This window comes from Chondromyces crocatus, assembly GCF_001189295.1.
GTDB lineage: Bacteria > Myxococcota_A > Polyangia > Polyangiales > Polyangiaceae > Chondromyces > Chondromyces crocatus.
In genome coordinates, this window is the sequence record NZ_CP012159.1 from 5238750 (window position 1) to 5256971 (window position 18222).

Annotated in this window: 10 protein-coding genes; 4 read left to right on the plus strand and 6 right to left on the minus strand. The window is 68.3% G+C overall.

Annotated elements, in window-relative coordinates; genetic code table 11:
• Positions 1–57: 57 nt before the first annotated feature.
• Positions 58–2262, plus strand: coding sequence for an ATP-binding protein (locus CMC5_RS19315; protein ID WP_050431809.1), 2205 nt, complete (start codon positions 58–60; stop codon positions 2260–2262).
• A gap of 65 nt (positions 2263–2327) precedes the next feature.
• Here the strand turns inward: CMC5_RS19315 and CMC5_RS19320 are convergent, their stop codons facing one another.
• Positions 2328–4019, minus strand: a complete 1692-nt coding sequence (locus tag CMC5_RS19320) for a formate--tetrahydrofolate ligase (RefSeq protein WP_050431810.1) — start codon at positions 4017–4019, stop codon at positions 2328–2330.
• A 40-nt stretch (positions 4020–4059) separates the two neighbouring features.
• Positions 4060–5136 carry an L-erythro-3,5-diaminohexanoate dehydrogenase gene (kdd, locus tag CMC5_RS19325; protein ID WP_218920289.1) on the minus strand — a complete coding sequence of 359 codons (1077 nt, stop codon included), beginning with the start codon at positions 5134–5136 and terminating at the stop codon, positions 4060–4062.
• Positions 5137–5594: 458 nt separating this feature from the next.
• On the opposite strand from kdd, the gene CMC5_RS19330 reads away from it, so the two are divergent.
• A complete protein-coding gene (locus tag CMC5_RS19330; RefSeq protein WP_050431811.1) occupies positions 5595–6521 on the plus strand; it encodes a DUF4388 domain-containing protein in 927 nt (308 codons plus the stop codon).
• A 441-nt stretch (positions 6522–6962) separates the two neighbouring features.
• Here the strand turns inward: CMC5_RS19330 and CMC5_RS19335 are convergent, their stop codons facing one another.
• Positions 6963–11840: a zinc metalloprotease gene (locus tag CMC5_RS19335; protein ID WP_050431812.1), complete on the minus strand. Its 4878-nt coding sequence runs from the start codon at positions 11838–11840 to the stop codon at positions 6963–6965.
• Between the two features lie 554 nt (positions 11841–12394).
• Here CMC5_RS19335 and CMC5_RS19340 point away from each other — a divergent pair.
• On the plus strand, positions 12395–13456 hold the full coding sequence (locus tag CMC5_RS19340) for a hypothetical protein (protein ID WP_245678516.1): 1062 nt from the start codon (positions 12395–12397) through the stop codon (positions 13454–13456).
• Here the strand turns inward: CMC5_RS19340 and CMC5_RS19345 are convergent.
• Positions 13453–15351, minus strand: coding sequence for a serine/threonine-protein kinase (locus CMC5_RS19345; RefSeq protein WP_082362617.1), 1899 nt, complete (start codon positions 15349–15351; stop codon positions 13453–13455). The genes CMC5_RS19340 and CMC5_RS19345 overlap by 4 nt on opposite strands.
• A gap of 15 nt (positions 15352–15366) precedes the next feature.
• Positions 15367–15957 carry an SMI1/KNR4 family protein gene (locus tag CMC5_RS19350; protein ID WP_245678517.1) on the minus strand — a complete coding sequence of 197 codons (591 nt, stop codon included), beginning with the start codon at positions 15955–15957 and terminating at the stop codon, positions 15367–15369.
• 193 nt (positions 15958–16150) lie between these two features.
• On the opposite strand from CMC5_RS19350, the gene CMC5_RS19355 reads away from it, so the two are divergent.
• Complete coding sequence (locus CMC5_RS19355) at positions 16151–16966, plus strand: uracil phosphoribosyltransferase (RefSeq protein ID WP_050431814.1); 816 nt, start codon at positions 16151–16153, stop codon at positions 16964–16966.
• Between the two features lie 129 nt (positions 16967–17095).
• Here CMC5_RS19355 and CMC5_RS19360 read toward each other — a convergent pair whose 3' ends face one another.
• Complete coding sequence (locus tag CMC5_RS19360; RefSeq protein WP_245678518.1) at positions 17096–18211, minus strand: HAD family hydrolase; 1116 nt, start codon at positions 18209–18211, stop codon at positions 17096–17098.
• Positions 18212–18222 lie beyond the last annotated feature (11 nt).

Consider the following 18222-nt stretch of genomic DNA (forward strand, 5'->3'; position numbering starts at 1 on the left):
GCTCGTCTCTCGTCCTCGCCTCCCACGCCCGCGGGTTCTCTGCGCTACGCTGACGGCGTGCCGCCCCTCGGCTTCGATCTTCGCACCCGGACCGCCCTGGTCTGCGGATTCCTGGCGCTCGTCATCGCTGCGTCGATCCTGCTCCGGGGTCATGTCCGGAAGGTGCACCTCTTCTTCGCGGCGTTCGCGGCGGACATCGGGCTCTGGTACCTCGCCCAGTTCTTCTTCGGGTTCTTCCAGGCCTCCATCTGGGAGCGGTTCACCGGCCTGCTCGCGGTGCTGCTGCCGCAGTTCGCGCTTCATCTGTTCGACGCGATGATCCCCCACGAGGGCAACCGGCCGTCGCGCCTGCTCCGGGTGGCGCACGTGCTCGCGATCCCGCTCTCGGTGCTGGTGTTGATCCGCTGGGAGGCGGGCTCCTGGCCCGACTGGATCGCGCGCATCGGCGTGTTCCTGTACGTCTTCACCCTGCTCACGTGCGGGCTGTACACGCTGGGGCAACGGGGCAAGCGGAGTCCCTCGCGGGCGACACAGCGCAGGGTGAGATTCCTGGTGGTCATCGGCGCGCTCGCCGGGCTCGCCAGCGTGGCGGATTTCGCCTGGTTCTTGCGCGCGCAGCTGCCACCCGTGGGCGCGGCGCTCTCCATCGTCTTCCTCTTCGTGCTGGCGCAGGCGCTCCGCCACGATCGGTTGCTCGACGTCTACGAGATGCTGGCGCGTCTGCTCATCGCCACGGCCGTGGCGTTCCTGATCGCGCTGATCTTCTACATCGTGCTCACGTTCCTCGGTGGCTACAACACGATGTACCTGAACGCCGTACTCGCGGCGATCGTGATCCTGGTCCTCTCCGATCCGCTGCAAGCGCGTGTGGAAGAGCAGATCCAGCGTCTGTTCTTCCGTGAGCGTGTCGACCTCGAGCGGAGCTTGGCGGAGGCGAAGAAGCGGCTGGTCCACACGCTCGAGGTCGACGAGATGGGCGCGATCGTCATGTCGGCGCTGGAGCAGTCGCGGCGGGTCACCGCGGCGGCGCTGTACCTGCACGATCAAGACGGCACCGGCTTCAACAGCCTGGCGTCCCTCGGGCCTCGCTCACCGGACAGGATCGAGGTGGCCACGGCGCGAGCGCTGCTGGAGCGGTTGGACCGAGGATCGGTCGTGCTGGAGACGCTGGAGCGGGAGGCGCGCGAGGCCCGGGAGCGCGGGAACGTCAACGGGGCCGATCAGGCGGTGCTCGCGGCCGCGGACGTGCTCGGGAGCCTGCGATCCGCGGTCGTGCTCTCGGTGCGGGACGAGGAGGGTGAGCTCATCGGTCTGCTCGTCGTCGCCGACACGCGCGTGCGTGACGCCTTCTCACCCGAGGAGATCTCCCTGCTGGAGACGATCGCCGCACAGATCGGGGTCGTGATCGAGAACAGCCGGCTCTACGATCAGATGAAGGAGCGTGACAGGCTCGCGCTGCTCGGGCAGATGGCCGCCGGGATCGCTCACGAGATCCGGAACCCCCTGGGCGCGATCAAGGGGGCGGCGCAGCTGCTCGCCGATCCGGTGACCGAGGCACACCCCGATCCCTCGTCGCGCGAGTTTCTGGGGATCATCCTCGAGGAGGTGGATCGTCTCGATCGGGTGGTGCGCTCGGTGCTCGACCTGGCGCGTCCTGCGCAGGACACGGTCGGCCCGACGGACGTCAACGCGGTGGTGCGTCGAACGCTGCAGGTGCTCTCGACGGAGCGGCAGAGCGACGATCTGGTCATCGATGCGGTGCTCGATCCTGCGCTGCCGCGGGTGGTGATCGATCCGGAGCAGCTGCGGCAGGTGCTGATGAACCTCTTCCGCAACGCGATCCAGGCGATGAAGGGGCGCGGCAAGGTGGTGGTGAGCTCGCGGGTGCGCTTCGGGCGAGGGACGCGCTCGGGCTCGGGCTCGGCGGACGAGCCGTTCGTGGAGCTGACCGTGGCCGACAACGGGCCCGGGATCTCGCAGAAGGTGCTGGAGAACATCTTCCTGCCGTTCTTCACCACGAAGGAGAAGGGGACGGGCCTGGGGCTGGCCATCAGCCAGCGCATCGTCCAGGGGGCGGGTGGGCGCATCGAGGTCCGCTCTTACGAGGGGAAAGGGAGCACGTTCGCGGTGATCTTCCCGGCGGTGACCGACGCACTGGGGACGCCGTCGCCTGGCCCCACGGCGAGCGCTGCGTCCGACGCGACGAGCACGCCACGGGTGCTTCCACCGCCGGAGTCGTCGGCGTCGGGGATCTCGGTTTGACGTGCAGTGAGGAGGGCAGGGCGACCGGGATCAGCGTCCCGGTGCCCTGGTGGTGGGGAGAGGGCTCAGTCGTCGTTCTGCATCAAGCCGCGGATCCGGCCATCCGGGAGGAGCTTCACCCGTAGCGCGGCCGGCTCCTTGGGGAGGCCGGGCATGGTCATCATGTCGCCGGTCAGCGCGACGACGAAGCCTGCGCCAGCGCTGAGCCTCAGCTCGCGCACGTTGACGTGGAAGCCGCGGGGGCGTCCGTGGACGTGGGGGTCGTCGGTGAGGGAGAGCTGCGTCTTCGCCATGCACACCGGCAGCTTCTCGCCCCCGAGCGCTTCGATCCGCGCTCTGTCCTTCTCCGCGCCGTGGCTCAGCGTGATGTCGTCGGCGCCGTACACCACGCGAGCGATCTTCCGGATCTTCTCGTCGAGCGGATCGCTGAGTTCGTAGGCGAAGCGTGGGTTGGGAGGGGCCTTGTCGGTGGCTTCGGCCGCCTCGGCGACGGCGGCCGCGAGATCCAGAGCCCCCTCGCCGCCGCGCGCGAACCCCTCGCAGCGGGACATGCGTACGTTGCGCTGCTGGAGGGCGCTCTCCACGGCCGTGAGTTCCTCGGCAGTGTCGTTGGGGAAGACGTTGATCGCCACCACGACGGGGAGGCCGAAGAAGGTGGCCGTCTCCAGGTGCTTCGTGAGGTGATCGATGCCTCGCGCGAGCGCCTGAGCGTCTGGCTCTCCAGCGCGCTTCACGGGCGCGCCGCCGTGCATCTTCAAGGCCCGAAGGGTCGCCACCAGCACCAGCACGCGCGGCCAGATGCCAGCGGCGCGGCACTTGATGTCGAGGAACTTCTCGCCGCCGAGGTCGAAGCCGAAGCCGCCTTCGGTCACCACGATGTCGGAGTGCCGCGCGCCCAGGCGGGTCGCGAGGAGGGAGCTACACCCGTGCGCGATGTTCGCGAAGGGACCGGCGTGGACGAGGGCGGGCCCTCCCTCGGCGGTCTGGACCAGGTTCGGCTTGAGGGCGTCACGCAGCAGCGCAGTCATCGCCGCGGAGGCGCCCACATCGGCGGCCGTGACGGGAGCGCCGCCGAGGGAGGTGCCGACGACGATGCGGCCGAGCCGCTCCTCCAGATCGGCATAGCCCGACGCGAGGGCCACGATGGCCATCACCTCGCTCGCCGCGGTGATGTCGAACCGGTCTTGCCGGGGGACACCGTCGGTCTTGTGGCCCAGGCCCAGGACCACGTGGCGCAGTGCGCGGTCGTTCATGTCGAGGGCGCGTCCCCAGGTGATCCGGCGCGGATCGAGGGGGCCCTTGTCACCGCAGGGCACGCCGAAATGACAGGCGTTGTCCGCCATCGCGGAGAGGAGATTGTGCGCTGCGGTGATGGCGTGCAGGTCGCCGGTGAAGTGCAAGTTGATGTCGTCGGCGGGGACCAGCGTGGCGCGTCCGCCGCCCGTACCGCCTCCTTTGACGCCGAACACGGGGCCGAGCGAGGGTTCGCGTAGACAGAGCGCGACGCGCTTGCCGAGGCGGCGCAAGCCCATCGCCAGGCCGACCGAGGTGGTCGTCTTGCCTTCGCCCGCCGGGGTCGGGTTGATCGCGGACACGAGCACGACGCGGCCTGCGCCATCCTGGGGATGAGCGAGGGCTGCGAGATCGATCTTGGCCTTTCCGCGGCCGTACACCTCGACGTATTCCTCGGGGATGCCCAGCTCGCTGGCGACATCCTGGATGCGCTGAGGGGAGAACAAGCGGGTGCTGGTCGACATGCTTCCTCCTTGGTGTTGCGTTCTCTCGGGGGTCTTCGGATCAGCCATACCGTGCAGCGAGCAGCTCGCGCAGGGCGGGTAGGCCGCGGACGAGGTCGAGGGTGTGGTCGGCGTGGCCATGGGCGTAGCCGTTGCCGATGAAGAGGTCCACGTCCCTGCCGATGCCTTCTGCGCCCAGCGCGGTGGCGGTGAAGCTGGTGCTCATGGCGAAGTAGTAGACCTTGCCGCGGTCGCGTGTGCCGACGATCGCGGACAGCTCGACGCCGCCGACATTGACGCAGGACAGCGTGAGATCGGCGCCGGCGCCTCCGGTGAGGGGGAGGATGGCGTCTCGCACGGCGAGCGGATCGCGGGCGTCGACGACCGCCACCGCATCACAGATGCCGAGGGCACGCAGGTCGTCGGCGAAGGCTGCCGAGGACTCGAGCCCGATGACCCGCCCCTCGGGGCCTACCCGCCGTCGGGCTTCGGCCGCGCAGAGCAGGCCGGATTTGCCGCCCGCGCCGAGCACGGCGACGGCATCGCCGGGGCCCGCGAGGCGGGCCACCTGGGGGGCCGCGCCGGCCACGTCGAGGAGGGCGAGGGCGAGGCGCTCCGGCATGTCGGATGGCATCCGTGCGAGGGGCGCCGACAGGAAAAGGATGGCGGTGCCCTCCACGTCGACCTGTGCCGAGGCGGCACGAACGGCCTTGATGCGCTTCAGCGCGAGGGGCGTCAGGGAGAGGGAGGCCAGGGTGGCGATCCGATCGCCCACGGAGAAGCCGCGGCTTCGCGCCAGCGCACCGACGCTCCGGATGGTGCCGAGCAGCATGCCGCCGGAGCCGGTCACGGGGTTGTGCTGCTTCCCGCGCCTCGAGACGGTCTCCTGGATGAGGCGAACCACCCCGTCCAGGTCCCCACCGGAGGCCTCCTCCATCTGACGGAAGCTGGCCGCGTCGATGTTGAGGGTCTCCACATCGACGACGATCTCGGTGGAGAACTCGCGGTCGATGTCGGCGTCCAGCCGTTCGGCAGGCTGGGGCATGGCGCCGGGGGGGCTGAGCACGCGGTGGGTGCCCAGCGGATCGCCGGCCTGCGGGGTCGAGCCAGGGGGAGGGGAGGTTTGCTCGTGGTTCACGTCGGCCCGATTAGCACGAGCCCGGGTCGGCACGGGCCCAGGTCGGCAACGGCGCTGGCGGGCACACGCTCCAGCGGACACGAGCCAGGTCCGAGGGAGAGGACCCGTGCGAGAGCGAAGACGCGGCGTGCGTGGGGAGGGGAGATGAGGTGACAGGCGTGGCGGTGGTGGAGGTGGAGGCGTAGAGGGGCGATGAATGGGAAGGAGAGATGGTGGGAGCGTTTCTAGGGGCTTTCCCGATAGCGTCCGCGGTCAACCTGGGCTCTCCGGCGAGGCTTCCGAGAGACGAGGTGCCTCCGGGTCCGGGAAGGGGTCGTGTGGAGACCGCTGTAGAAGGCTCTAATTGACGTAAATGACGGCATCCTGCCGACGAGCGCTTGACCTTCTTCGCCACGCGAAACTAGACTCTCAGCCTTGCTGGCGTTCGCGTAGCGCGACGAAGCTCCTCGCTCTCTCCGATGGACAATCAAGCTCCCAAGGTGTCGCCGCGCAACCTCGCGCTGCGTTTCATCTCGGGGAAGTATCAAGGCGGCGAGTTTCCCCTGGCGGAGAATCAAGAGATCTTCGTCGGGCGGTCGAGCGACCTCGATATGGTCCTCGTCGAAGACATGGTGTCGCGTCGCCATGCTCGAATCGCTTGTTCAGGTGATCAGATCCACATCGAGGATCTGGGCTCCACGAACGGCACCTTCGTCAATGGCGAAAAGATCAAGAAGACGGCCCTGAAGGAGGGCGACCGGGTGCTCATCGGTACGAGCATCCTGAAGGTCGTCTCCGTGGATCCGTCGGCTCCCGCCCCTCGGCGTCGCCTGGACGAGCCGTCCATGCGCACCGGCCAGACGAAGACGATGTCGGGGTCGATCGACGAGATCCCCCTGCCCGACTTGCTTCAGCTCTTCGGCACCTCGAAGAAGAGCGGCGTCCTCGTGATTCGTTCCGAGGAAGACGTCGGCAAGATCTACCTCCGCAAGGGGATCGTCACGTACGCGACGATCAACGATCTGGCCGAGATGCCGCCGATGAAGAGCATGTACCGCGTCCTTACCTGGACCGGTGGCACGTTCGATCTCGAGCCCGCCGAGGAGCGGGTGATCACCGGCGAGATCAGCGCGACGGTGCAAGAGCTGCTGATGGATGGGCTCCGGCAGATCGACGAGCTCAACAACATCCGTCATCAGCTCCCGGATCTCACGGCACAGCTCACGGTGCCGCATCCGTTGAAGCCGCAGCTGCGTGACCTGACGCCGACCGATCTGGATGTCTTCCAGATCGCCTACAACCATCGCTTGATGGCGACGGTGCTCAACAAGAGCCCGGCGACAGACCTGGAGACCGCTCAGTCCGTGCTGAAGCTGATCCAGGGCGGCTATCTCCGCGCCGAGTAGGCGCGTTCAGCCCCCATCACTGACCTCGAGGAACGAGGTTGCGTCGACGCAGCCTCGTGCTGCTGTTCCTGCACGACGGCGGGGGGGCCCGCGTGAAGGTGCAGACGTAGGCCGAGTGGTCATCTCGCTCCGCGAGTGCGCGGAAGCGAAGGCGTGACGCGAGCGCCGACGACGCTCCCCGGATGCGCACAGCGGTGGAGCCGCTGAAGTGAGATTCGAGCGGCCATGACGCTCGCCGCGGGCGCATGGGGGTGGCGCCGCCGATTCAAAGGAGCGCGTCGGGCCTCGTGTCGCCCGAGGGTGAAAGCGCCGCGAGGGGGAGGCTCGCCCGGCGTCTCAGGCGCGGGGACCGGCGAAAGCGTGTCTCGGGGAGACGACAAAAAGCGAACGGCCACGGAGGCGGGAGCCACCGTGGCCGCTCAGCCGATCGGTTAGATCAGGTCAGTTCCTGCAGGACGGCAGGTCGTAGATGCCCCTCACGTCGTCGTCCACGCACAGGTTGTAGGCGCTGATCGCCTGGCGCATGAACTCCACCGTCGACACGTAGCGATCGAGGATCGTGCACGCACGGTTCGACTCGCAGGTGCAGCTCTCGTACGCGGCCTCTGCCGGGAGGTTGTTGGTGACGGGCTCGCAGCCCGGCCGGCTCGTGGAGATGATGCCGCTCTCCGGGTCCACGTAGCGGACCGAGGGATCGTGCTTCACCAGCGGCTTGCCGTTGGCGATCACCGGCTTGTACCAGACGGTGCCGTTCTGGTGGTTCACCGTCGTCACGACGTACGCTTGCGCGAGCAGGCTGTTGGCGTACTCGAGGATGCGGGCCGAGATGCCCTTCTGCACGGTCTTGCCGAAGATCTGCTCGGTGCCGAGCGTCTTCGCCAGGTAGACGCGGCCGTGGGGATCGTGGAACTCGATCCGGTTCTCCCAGGCGGGGTCCTGCGTGGTCTGGCGCTCCCAGATCATCATCTGGTTGAGCCAGTTCCGCTTCTCGTTCTCGGGCAGGTACTGCAGGGTCATCGCGATCAGGAACTTGTGCTGTTCCCACCCGACCTGGGGGTCGAGGATCGCGGTGTTCGCAGGGGCCTGCGGGTTGAACGGATCGCTCGACGGGTGCCCGTAGGAGCTGCAGATCGTGGTGCCTTCGCCAGGGAAGCACGCCTCGGGGCCGTTCTTGGCCCACCAGGTGGTCCAGCCGATACCCATCGCGGGGAAGCCCTGGTTGTCGACCAGCGGGTTGCCGCTCGCGTCGGCAGCGACGCGGACACCCTTGATCTCGTCGTCGAGCGTCAGGTTGTTCGCGAGCCAGCGACGGTAGCCCTCGGGGAAGAGGTCGGCGAGCGACACGGCGCGGTAGCGCGCGTCGAGGTAGTCGGAGCGCGAGGCGCTGATGAAGTTGTCGACCGACTCGGTCATCAGCATCGGCGCCCAGACCTTGTCGTAGTACGCGCCGGCGTTGATCGTGTACTCGGAGTCGTACTCACCGTACTTGTCGGCGAGGCCGTTCTCGAGCGGCTTGCCGCCGTAGGACACGTTCCCGTAGTAGCCCGTTGCGCCGTTGGGAACGTTGACCGTCCGGCCTCCGAGCGGCGGGGTGCCGTAGCTGTCCTGCTCCGAGCGGAAGACGGATTCGTACGTCGGCTTGAAGTGCATGCCCGGCTCCGGGCGCGCGACCGTGCGGGTGAAGTGATCGAACGCCAGGCCGGAGGCCAGGATGTTCTCGCGGTACTGCGCCGACGCGATGTAGGGCCACAGGCCGGTGAAGTCGTACGAGTTCTCCAGCGCGAAGTCCTTGTAGATGTTGTACAGCAGGCCGAGACCCTTCGCGCCGTCACGCATCTTCGCGTTGTAGCGATCGAGGGTGCGGTTCGAGGAGGTGCGCACGCTGAACGACTGCCGGCCGCGCCGGTAGTTGTCGAAGATGTGCCCGACTTCCTGCTGGGTGATGAAGAAGCTGAACAGCTCGTAGGCGTCCGCGCCGTTGTCGTGCCGGTACACGGACAGGTTGCCGAGGTCGGCCCAGCGATCCGTCGCGAAGCCGTAGGGCACGCGCAGGCGGTTCGTGGTGTCGACCGAGGGGCCACCGCGGTAGAAGTTGCCGTACTCGCTCGGGACGGGCATGCGGAGCGACTTGTAGGGCACGTAGTCGACCCGCTGCTGCCTGCAGCGGCTGTACGTCCCGTTGACCTTGACGATGTGGCCGTCGATGACGGGGTGCCACAGGCCGTCCTTCTCCTCGTTCCACGTGGCCGGCTTGAAGGCCTGCACCGCCGCGTCGTCACCGGACCAGTAGCCCGAGCCATCCGGGCCGCAGTCGAGGACCGCGTACTGGTTCTGGATCTGCGAGTAGTGGATCGGCTCGTCGTTGATCTCGGGGGAGAGACCGACGATCCCGCCGAAGTTGTCCATCTTCCAGCGCAGGAGGCTCCGACCGCGGGGTCGGTTCGAGTTGAAGTTCCCGTCCTCGAACACGGCCACGGCGTCGCCGTAGAACATGCGCGCGGCCGCGAAGTCGTACGCGCCGAGGCCGAGCAGGTCCTGCGAGCTCTCGCCGGCGTAGTCCATCGTGGACGAGTTCATGAACATCCACAGCATGTTGTCGGTCTCTTCGGCCGTCATCGGGTCGAAGTACCGGGGACCGATGCAGGACGAGCCGTCCGCCACGAGATCGGTGCACTCGTTCTTGACGGTGCCGTTCTTGGTGCGGAGCTGCCAGTACTGCGGCCGGTAGTTGAAGGCGTCCGACGAGCTCACGAAGTTGTGGCGCTCACCGATGGAGTGCCCCATCTCGTGCGCGATGACGGCGAAGTGAGCGCGCTGCGCGAGGTAGCGCTGCATCTTCGCGGCCCGCGCGTACTGCGTGGTCTTGTCGTCGTCCTTGTTGAATGCGCCGAACTTCGCCTCGAGCGCGTCAGCGAGGCCGACCATCGAGATGGGCGCCTCGGCCATGTCCGAGCCCATGGCGCAGGAACCACGCTCGGCGAGCGCCAGCTCCTTCATGTGCCTGATCTGGCGCATCGCGCTCGGGTTCAGACCACGCAGCGGCGACGCGGCCTCCAGCATGCCGTCGGTGGAGGGGAGCCCGTCGACCCCAGCGTACTGCTGCATCGCCGTCGTCATGAGCTGGGCCTCGAACTGCGTGCCCCGCGCGTTCTGACGGCGCATGTTGTAGATCGGCTGAGAGACGCTCGCTGCCTTGGCGTCGGCCGACACCGCGCGCAGCTCCGTCTTCATCTCGTGGATCTTCTGCATCAGGCCCGCGTCGGGCAGCGTGGTCGGGATCGCCCCGCTCGCCTTGGTCAGCGACTCGAGCTGGTTGTCCAGGGTCGCACGGTTGACGTGCTGGAACCCGCCACCTCGGGCCGCCTCGCTGGCAGCCGCCCAGTCCCTGACGTACGTGCCCTCGGTGACCTCATCGGTGCTCAGCTCGCCCTTGATGTAGCGGAGCTGATCGATGACGCCCTGGCTCCAGAGGTCGTTGATGTGCGTCCAGACGTTGATGGAGGCGCTGATCTTCTCGCCGGTCAGCGGATCCTCGGAGTCGGTGTAGATACCCCACGCCGACGGCGTCTGCGGGTCGTTGATGTTGTTCACCGTGTGGTAGCGCAGGTCGCCCATGCGGACCGACTTCGCGCCTTTGCAGACCTGCTGGATGAACTTGTCACCGTTGCGGGTCGCCTTGAAGCAGTCCGCCGCCGAGATGTCCGCGGGCAGGCGCTCCGAGCGAGCGCCGCACGCCTCGGGGTCGTCGTGCTGGACGGGGCTGTGGCAGAGCACGAGCATCTCGGTCTGCTTCGCCACTGCGATGACGGCCGGATCGTAGTTCCGCTCCTGACCGATGCGGTCGGCCAGCGCGTTGCAATCCTGGCCATCGTACGCCTTGCCGGCGCGGCAAGCGTCGACCTCGCGCGTGAGCGCGACGGCGTCGGAGTTGTCGTCCTGCTGGCCGTGCCACACCGGGAACTTCCCGGCGCAGTTTTCGCCGCCCGTGCGTGAGCACTCGGCGTACTTCGCGACCTGGACTGCGGAGCGCAGCGCAACGTCCCACTCGTGCGTCGCCCACTCCGTCCCGTCGTAGTACTCCGGGTTCGAGCCCTGGGTGACGTACCAGACCTGCGGGACCTCTTTGCGGGCCTGGTAGGGGAGGGTGCACTTCTGGCTGAACTGGTCGCAACGCGAGCCACCGAGTTTCGTCGCTTCCAGGACGGCCTCGCACTCGTCGGCCGTCCCGTTGCCATCGGTGTCACGGTTCGGGTCGGCGCCGACCGGCGTCGTCTCGGGCGTGTAGCACTCGACCGCACCGGTCATGGCGGCGGGGTTCTTGTAGAAGTGGCTGCGCTCCCAGATGTTGTAGAGCGTGGCGAAGCGGTGCCACTTGTCGTCGCTCATCCCGTAGTTGCGCGAGTACCCGTACCGCTCCTTCATGAACGGCCCGTACGCCTGGAACATGTAGCCGTCCCAGTCCTTCGGCTCGTAGTCCCGGTTCTCGACGCGGCGGAACGAGTGCCGGATGGTCAGCTCCACCGGATTGCAGCTCGCGGAGGGCGCGCTGCCACCCAGGAAGTCGTTGTCCAGGTAGCACGCGGGGAACTTGCTGATGCCCCAGCCGAAGCTCGACAGATCGATCAGCTGCGGCTTGGCGAACGCCTTCGTCGTGATGTCGAAGTAGCCGCTCGTCGCGTCGAAGTGAGGCGCGTCCTCGTCGTTCGGGTCGTTGACGTAGTAGGCGAGCGGCTCGTACTCGACGCCGCCATAGAGCCCAATGAGGCTCAACGTGTCGAAGTCGTACGAGCCCGTGTTGAGGTTCTGCGAGAAGTCGACGCGCATGTACTCGCGCTGGTTCCAGGCGCGATCGATCGTGTTCTCCACGACGATGTTCATCTCTTCGCCCGTGGTCGGGTTGTAGTCCCGCCGGATGTCGAAGTGCGACAGGATGCGGAAGGCCACGGCGATGACGCCCTCCTTCGCCTTGCCGCCCACGCCCTTGCCGTCGCTGTCCTCGATGCGCTCGTAGGCGATGCGGCCGAGGAGCACGTCCTCGGTGATCTGCCACTTGATGCGGGTCAGCTCCGCCTGCGCGTACGACGCGGAGAAGAGGCCGTCCTGCGAGGCGCCGTAGCCGACGTCGACCACCATCGCCCGCGAATAGAACTCCGGGTCGTCATCCGGGCTCTGCAGGTCGGCGCCGACGAAGAACGACTTTGCCAGCGCGTTGGGCTGCACCCTGTTGATAGGGTCGCGCTGTTCGGCGCACCCCACGTTGCTCCCGGCCGCAAGGCCGAGGGCTCCGCAGAGGAGCGCCCGTGTCCACATCCATCTCATCGAGGTTCCTCCTTCACGGCCGACCCATGGGTCCAACCACGAAAAGCCTTCGGCGCCCGCTGGGCGCCCAGATTCCAGAGCCGAAGCAACACTGATGCCACCTTCTAACCCGATGAATTTACTCGGGTTGTCTGTCAAGAAATGGTGATGACGAGGGCAAGCCGTTAGCTCTTTGACCCCCTCTGTTAACGATCGCCCACCGCGCGACCTCCGTGCGGCAGGTCATGAAGACAGACGGCGGCAGCGCCGTGGATCGGGCGATCCGCGGCCAGGAGCACCTGGTTCGCTGACGCAGACGAGCTGCTCGCCCTGGGGGGCGAGGCGGCTCCGGGGGGGGCGACACACAAGGTAGAGAGAAGGGGTCAGGTCCAAGAACGCGGCGGAAGCCCTGCAGCGGCCGTCGGGGAATCCCGGCGACCGGCCATCAGGTCCTCGCTGTACGTAACACATGGACTTACCTGAGGGAACGGTTGCTCGGAAGGAATCCGGCTCAAAAGTGCCTTCTTCTCCGGGTTTTCCTCGTCCCGTGAGGGAAGTGCTACCGTCCTCGCATCATGCGCCTCTTTGGTCCTGATCCCTCGCTCGGACAGCGCACGCCGGCTCCCGCTGGATCCACGCGGCTCGGGACGGCTGGACGCATCGTCGCTGGCGCGGCCACGCTGGCCTTCGCGGTGGTCGCACCGCTCGCGGGCTGCCGCGGCGGCGACATGTGCTTTCTCAAGGTCTGCGTCGGCAAGAATTGCCGGTGCTCGCTCTCGTCTTGTGGCGAGGGGGCGGGTTTCGACATCCAGCAGAACCGCTGCCGCTGTCTCAAGGGCCACATTCCCGTGGCAGGACAGTGCCTCACCAAGCCCGACGCGGACGCCTACTGCGGTCTGGGGCGGCACTGGGAGGACAGCGGTTGTGCGCAGGACACCTGCCGACCGGGCGACGAGATCGACCAGCGAACCGGGCTCTGCGTGCCGCGCGAGCAGGTGAACCAGGTCGCGAGCGGGATGGGCGTCTCGGTCGGCCAGGGCGAAGTGCTCGGCTGCCCTGAGGGGACTCGCCTCATCGTCGATGGGCCGACCGCCGCCTGCGTCCCCCTCTCGCAGACGTGTGCGCCGGACGAGACCTGGACGGGCCAGGCGTGCGCCAAGTCGGTGCGCTGTGCCACCGGGTCGATCTGGGATCCGCAGCGAGGGCAGTGCGTTCAATACGCGCAGGGATCGAGCTCGGACGAGCTGCTCATCGACGTCGCGAGCTGGGTCACGGCGAGTTACGGCCCAGCGGGGGGAACAGGGACGGCGTCTTTCTGCAGCGGCTTCGCCAACAAGCCGCTGAGCTTCGGCATCCTGGAAGGATCGACGGCGGTCGTGCGGGTCGCGATCACGCTCGCGTTCCCGGACCGCGAGATCGCCAAGGGGGTCAGCCAGACGGTGTCGGTCTTCGACGCGAGCGGCAACCCCGTGCCGGCCAAGGGGGCCGCGGACGTGGACGCCGCGGCGCGTCAGATCGCGACGCCACTGATCCTCGGCGGTGGTCGGGCCAGTGCGCAGTCGGCGACGACCACCGTGAAGTGCCCCGTCACCCACGCCGCCAAGCCGCGCCCGGTGCCCGCCGTGGGCGGGATCTAGCGGGTCAGCACGCTGAGGACGCGGGTCGCCGCGAGCGCGCCCAGGCCGCGGCAGCTCACGACCTTGCCCCCCTCGACGATGAAGTTCACGCCCGGCTTGTCATGGGCCGGCTCGATCCGCGCGAACTCGACGCTCAGCCGCGCGCCGTCGTACCGGGCGCGCAGCGGGCGGCCCTCGGCGCTGCTGCGCACGTCCTGGCACGTCCCGCGGGCGCGCTTCGGATCGAACTTCAGCCCCGTCGGTGGGTAGAACCGGATGTGATCCTCGACGGCGAACACGTCTGGCTCGTCGGGGAGGGCGCGCAGCAAGAAGCGCACCTCGCCAGTCTCGTAGTCCTGCGGGGCGAACTGCTCGGGATCACGCACACGGAACTCGAGCGCGTCGCCCGCCTGCACCGCGTCGAAGTCTCGCCCATTGCTGGTCCAGCGACCGCTGAGCGTCGCCAGCGTCGGGGGACTCGCGACCGCGCCTGCCTCCTGGCCGGCGTCCACGTGCGTCGCCACCTCCGGGGGGACGGCTGCTGGGTCCGGTACCGGCTTCGCGGTGTCACCCGAACGCCGCTTCCCAGGTAGCAGCTCTCCCGCCATCAAGAGCGCCGCGGCGCCTGCAGCCAGCACGAGCGCTGCCAGGACGAACCCGAGCGCGCGCCGCGAGCGAGGCCGCACGGGATCGACCGGCGTTGGCATCGGAGGACGCCCGGTGGTGCCATGGATCGTGGCCGGCGCTGGCGGCCTCGAGGCCATCTGCGCTCGGGGCGGTGGCGCGTACACGTCACCTGGCGCCGTCCGCTCCGCACCTCCTGGAGCCCCTCCGTACGTCTGACCGTACGTGGACATCGCGGTGACCGTCCGGCGCCCGAAGCCATCCAGAGCGGCCAGCAGCGCATCGCAGCTCGCGAACCTGTCGGCGCGATCCTTGGCGCACGCGCGCTGCAGGAACGCATCGAGCTCGGGAGGCACGTCGGCGCGCTGCTCGCTCACCCGCGGCAGCGGCGCGTCGAGGTGCTTGCGCATGATCTCCGGATCGCTGTCCGCGTCGAAGGGGACGTGTCCGACCAGCATCTCGTAGAGCAGGATCCCCAGCGCGTAGATGTCGACGCGCTTGTCGAGATCGCGTCGACCGATCACCTGCTCTGGCGACATGTAATAGAGCGAGCCGATGATCCCGCGCGTCAGACCGCGCCCGGCGATGGCGTCGGCCTCTTCCTTGGCGATACCGAAATCGGTCACCTTGGCGATGCCGTCCTTGCTGCGGATCATCACGTTCGCGGGCTTCAGATCGCGGTGGATCACCCCCTCGCCGTGCGCTGCGCCGACACCGGCGGCGACCTGCCGGAAGAGCCCCAGCGCTTCCTCGAGCTGGAGCGGACGCCCTTCGTGCGCGCGGCGGCCGATCAGCCGGTCGAGGCTCTCCCCCTCGATGTACTGCATCACCAGCCACAGCGTGCCCCCCTCCTCCACGACGGCGTTGAGGCGCACCACGTTGGGGTGATCGATCTGCGCGAGCGCCCGTCCTTCGGCGAGCATCCGGGCGCGCATCTCCTTGCGGTGAGCGATCTCCTGGCGGACGGCCTTCACGACCACGTGGAGCCCTGTGTGGACGTCGCGGGCGAGGTACACCACGCCCATCCCGCCTTCGCCGAGGACGCGCTCGATCGCGTATTTCTGGTCGACGATGGCACCGGCCGACAGGAGCGCCGTACGCCGCGGCTGCGAGCCGGCCAGCGGCGCGAGCGCGGGAGGAACGTGGCCCCGAGAGGCCTCGTCGTCGCGTGGGGTCGGGACGGGGCCGGCATCCCGCTGCACCGCGACGGGAAGCGGCTCCTGAGGAACGGTCGCCCCGGCGCCTGCGGCCGGACTGGGGGACGGATCAGGGGGGTGGGAAGGGTCCCGCACGATGCGGACCGAGGCTCACGTCCAGTGACCCGCCCGGAGGGCGGCGGAGTCGAGCGTCTTGATCTTCGGCGCGAGCGCCTCGCGGAAGATCGCTTCGTCCTCGTCGTCCACGTCGTTCTCCCGGAACCCGGTGGCGACTTCCATCGCCGTCGCCAGGATCCGCAAGAACTGCTGGAAGCTCGACGCACACAGCTCGGGCTTCAGCGATTCCGTTCCTTGCATGCAGGTGAAGACCGGACAGTCCCCTTCGGCGTCGAGCTTCGAGATGTCGAGGAAGTAGGGATCGCCGAGCAGGGCGCTCCGGCCGATGAGCACCCAGGATTTCCTCCAGCCAGGGGGAGCGGCTGCTTCCCCGTTGGTCACGCCCACCTGTTCGGCGGCCAGCTTGCTTGCCGGGATGAGGCGGACCCGCTCGACGGGCGTGGCGGTCTCTACGTCGACCGGATCCGCTTCCAGCAGGAACGCACGGTACCGAGAGGGAATCCGCAGCGTCTTGCGCAGCTCCTCGATGACCGCCGGGTCCGACTTACCAAACGTCGCCGGGATGCCTCGCCGGGTGAAGATGTCCTTGAGCGCGGCAACCGACTCGGCCAAGTCGCTATCCACAGAGCCCTTCCTTCTGCGAGTCCAGTGGGGCCCGCGCCAGGCGGACCACCTCGTGTTCCGAGCGCGCCGTCACCCTCCTGAACACCACCCGCTGTGGTCTCCAGGCTCGGGCTGAGCCCCAATGGACGCTGGGGTCCTGGCGCGCGCCCCAAGGCATACCGCGCGCCGGCTCAAGTAGTGTAACAGAAAAACAATGATCGACGTCGCTTACGCTGAGAGCCGGTTCAGGGCCCCGGAGCTGGCCCACCAGTACGGGGCGGGTGTTCACCTCCTCGACGACCCGCTGGCCTGGACCTTGCTCGCTCGAGTTTGTTCGCCAGAGACCTCGCAGCCGGACGTCGGGCGCCTTGTTTCCATGCTGTATCAAATCCTGGCCCGGGCTGTGCTTGCGGCGGAGTTCCCGCGGAGCCGGGTCGACGTACCCACCCGGATGATCAGCTCCCACCCGGAGGCCATCTACCGGGGCACGGCCCTCTCGAAGTCGACGAAGGCCGTCACCGTCGGCATCGCGCGAGCAGGGACCATGCCATCCCAGGTGGTCTACGACCTCATGAACGAGGTGCTCGACCCTGCCCTGGTCCGGCAGGACCACCTGTTCATGAGCCGGCAGACCGACGCCCAGGGGGCGGTGACCGGGGCGACCTGGCACGATGCCAAGATCGGGCGCGACGTGGAGGACCGGTACGTCCTGTTCCCCGATCCGATGGGCGCGACCGGGTCGTCGATGGTCAGCGCGGTCTCCTATTACAAGACGGCGCTCGAGGGGCGCCCGGCCAGGTGCATCGCCATGCACCTCATCGTGACCCCCGAGTACATCCAGCGCGTCCACGAGGCGCACCCGGACCTGGGCATCTACGCCCTCCGTCTCGACCGCGGCCTGTCGCCGGCCAGGGTGCTGCGCACCGAGCCCGGCACCCACCACGCGGAGGAGCGTGGGCTCAACGAGCACCACTACATCGTCCCCGGGGCCGGCGGGGTCGGCGAGATCCTCAACAACGCCTGGCTCTGATCGCGACGCCCGGCTCTGAAACGACGCCCGGCTCTGAAACGACGCCCGGCTCTGAAACGACGCCCGGCTCTGAAACGACGCCCGGCTCTGAAACGACGCCCGGCTCGGAGCGTCCACGGCGCGTGGGACTCAGCGGCGCTTGCGTCGCACGCGCGGGTTGTGCAGCGCGGCGAGCGCCTGGTAGTCGACGCGCTCCGAGGGGCGCGACACCGGCGGGCGTAGCTCCAGGGCCATGCGCTGAAGCTCCGCCACCATCGCCCTCAGATCGCTCGCGCCCCCGATGCGGCGCTGCATCAGCTCCTCGTACGCGGTGACGATCGCCGGGATGCCCTGGCCAGACACGTGGCCGCGGCGCGACAGGTCCAGGTAGCTGCGCGCGAGGGCGGCGCCGTCGAAGTTGTGGGCCACGACCAGATCTTGCGCGACACGGAGGACGGCCTGCGGGGAGAGCCGCCCCGCCTCGTGGAGCACCAGCGCCGCCTGCAGGTAGTTGTAGAAGGGGACGACGCGGCTGCCGAAGACGCGGAAGTCGGAGGGGGACGACTGCCGATCGAGGTGGATCAAGATCCTCTCCACCACGGGGCCCTTCTCGACGTAGCTGGCGTAGCGGAGCGCATCGAGGATCGTGTCCTCGTAAGCGTGGCCGAGGCGCATGATCGCGGTGAGCTCTTCCGGACTCACCGCGCCGGCGCTCACGTCGGCGTAGAGCGAATAGACGAAGGCGTCGGCCTCGGCGTCGTCGCCGAGCAGCACCTCGTGGACCAGCGCGCCCGACGTGTCGCGCTGGGCCACGAGTTCGCACCGCCCGCGCAGGAGGGCCGGCAGCTTGTAGCCGAGCTGGCCGCGGAGGGCGCGGAACCGGAGGCGAAGGATGTTCTGCAGGTTCGGCTTGAGGGTCAGCGTCGCCCAGCGCACGCCGTCGAGGCGGAGCTTCTGCTCGATGCGCGAGCGGAGCTGATCGGGGCTCCCCGACAGGATGTGCGTCTCGACGCCGGCGCGGCCCAACTCCCGGAGGAGTGCCGCGGCACCGGGGACCGTGCGCTTCTGATCGGGCCGCTCCACCGCGGTGCGCAGGAGATCGCGCAGCGTATCGAAGTCGGTGCGCAGGTACGTCTTGTCCAGATCCCACCGCGCCACGAAGCTGGGCCCCGTGGGGCCGTCGCTCGGCGCGGGCCCTCGATGACCTTCGGCGCTCGCCGAGGTGGGCTTCCGCGCGTCGCTGGGATCCGCTTGATCGTTCGTCACACCCTCGTCGT

Excerpts from the sequence above, each read along its gene's own strand:
- CMC5_RS19340 (WP_245678516.1), top strand. The coding sequence starts at position 12,395 with ATGCGCCTCTTTGGTCCTGATCCCTCGCTCGGACAGCGCACGCCGGCT.
- CMC5_RS19335 (WP_050431812.1), bottom strand. The coding sequence starts at position 11,840 with ATGAGATGGATGTGGACACGGGCGCTCCTCTGCGGAGCCCTCGGCCTT.
- CMC5_RS19320 (WP_050431810.1), bottom strand. The coding sequence starts at position 4,019 with ATGTCGACCAGCACCCGCTTGTTCTCCCCTCAGCGCATCCAGGATGTC.
- CMC5_RS19355 (WP_050431814.1), top strand. The coding sequence starts at position 16,151 with ATGATCGACGTCGCTTACGCTGAGAGCCGGTTCAGGGCCCCGGAGCTG.
- CMC5_RS19330 (WP_050431811.1), top strand. The coding sequence starts at position 5,595 with ATGGACAATCAAGCTCCCAAGGTGTCGCCGCGCAACCTCGCGCTGCGT.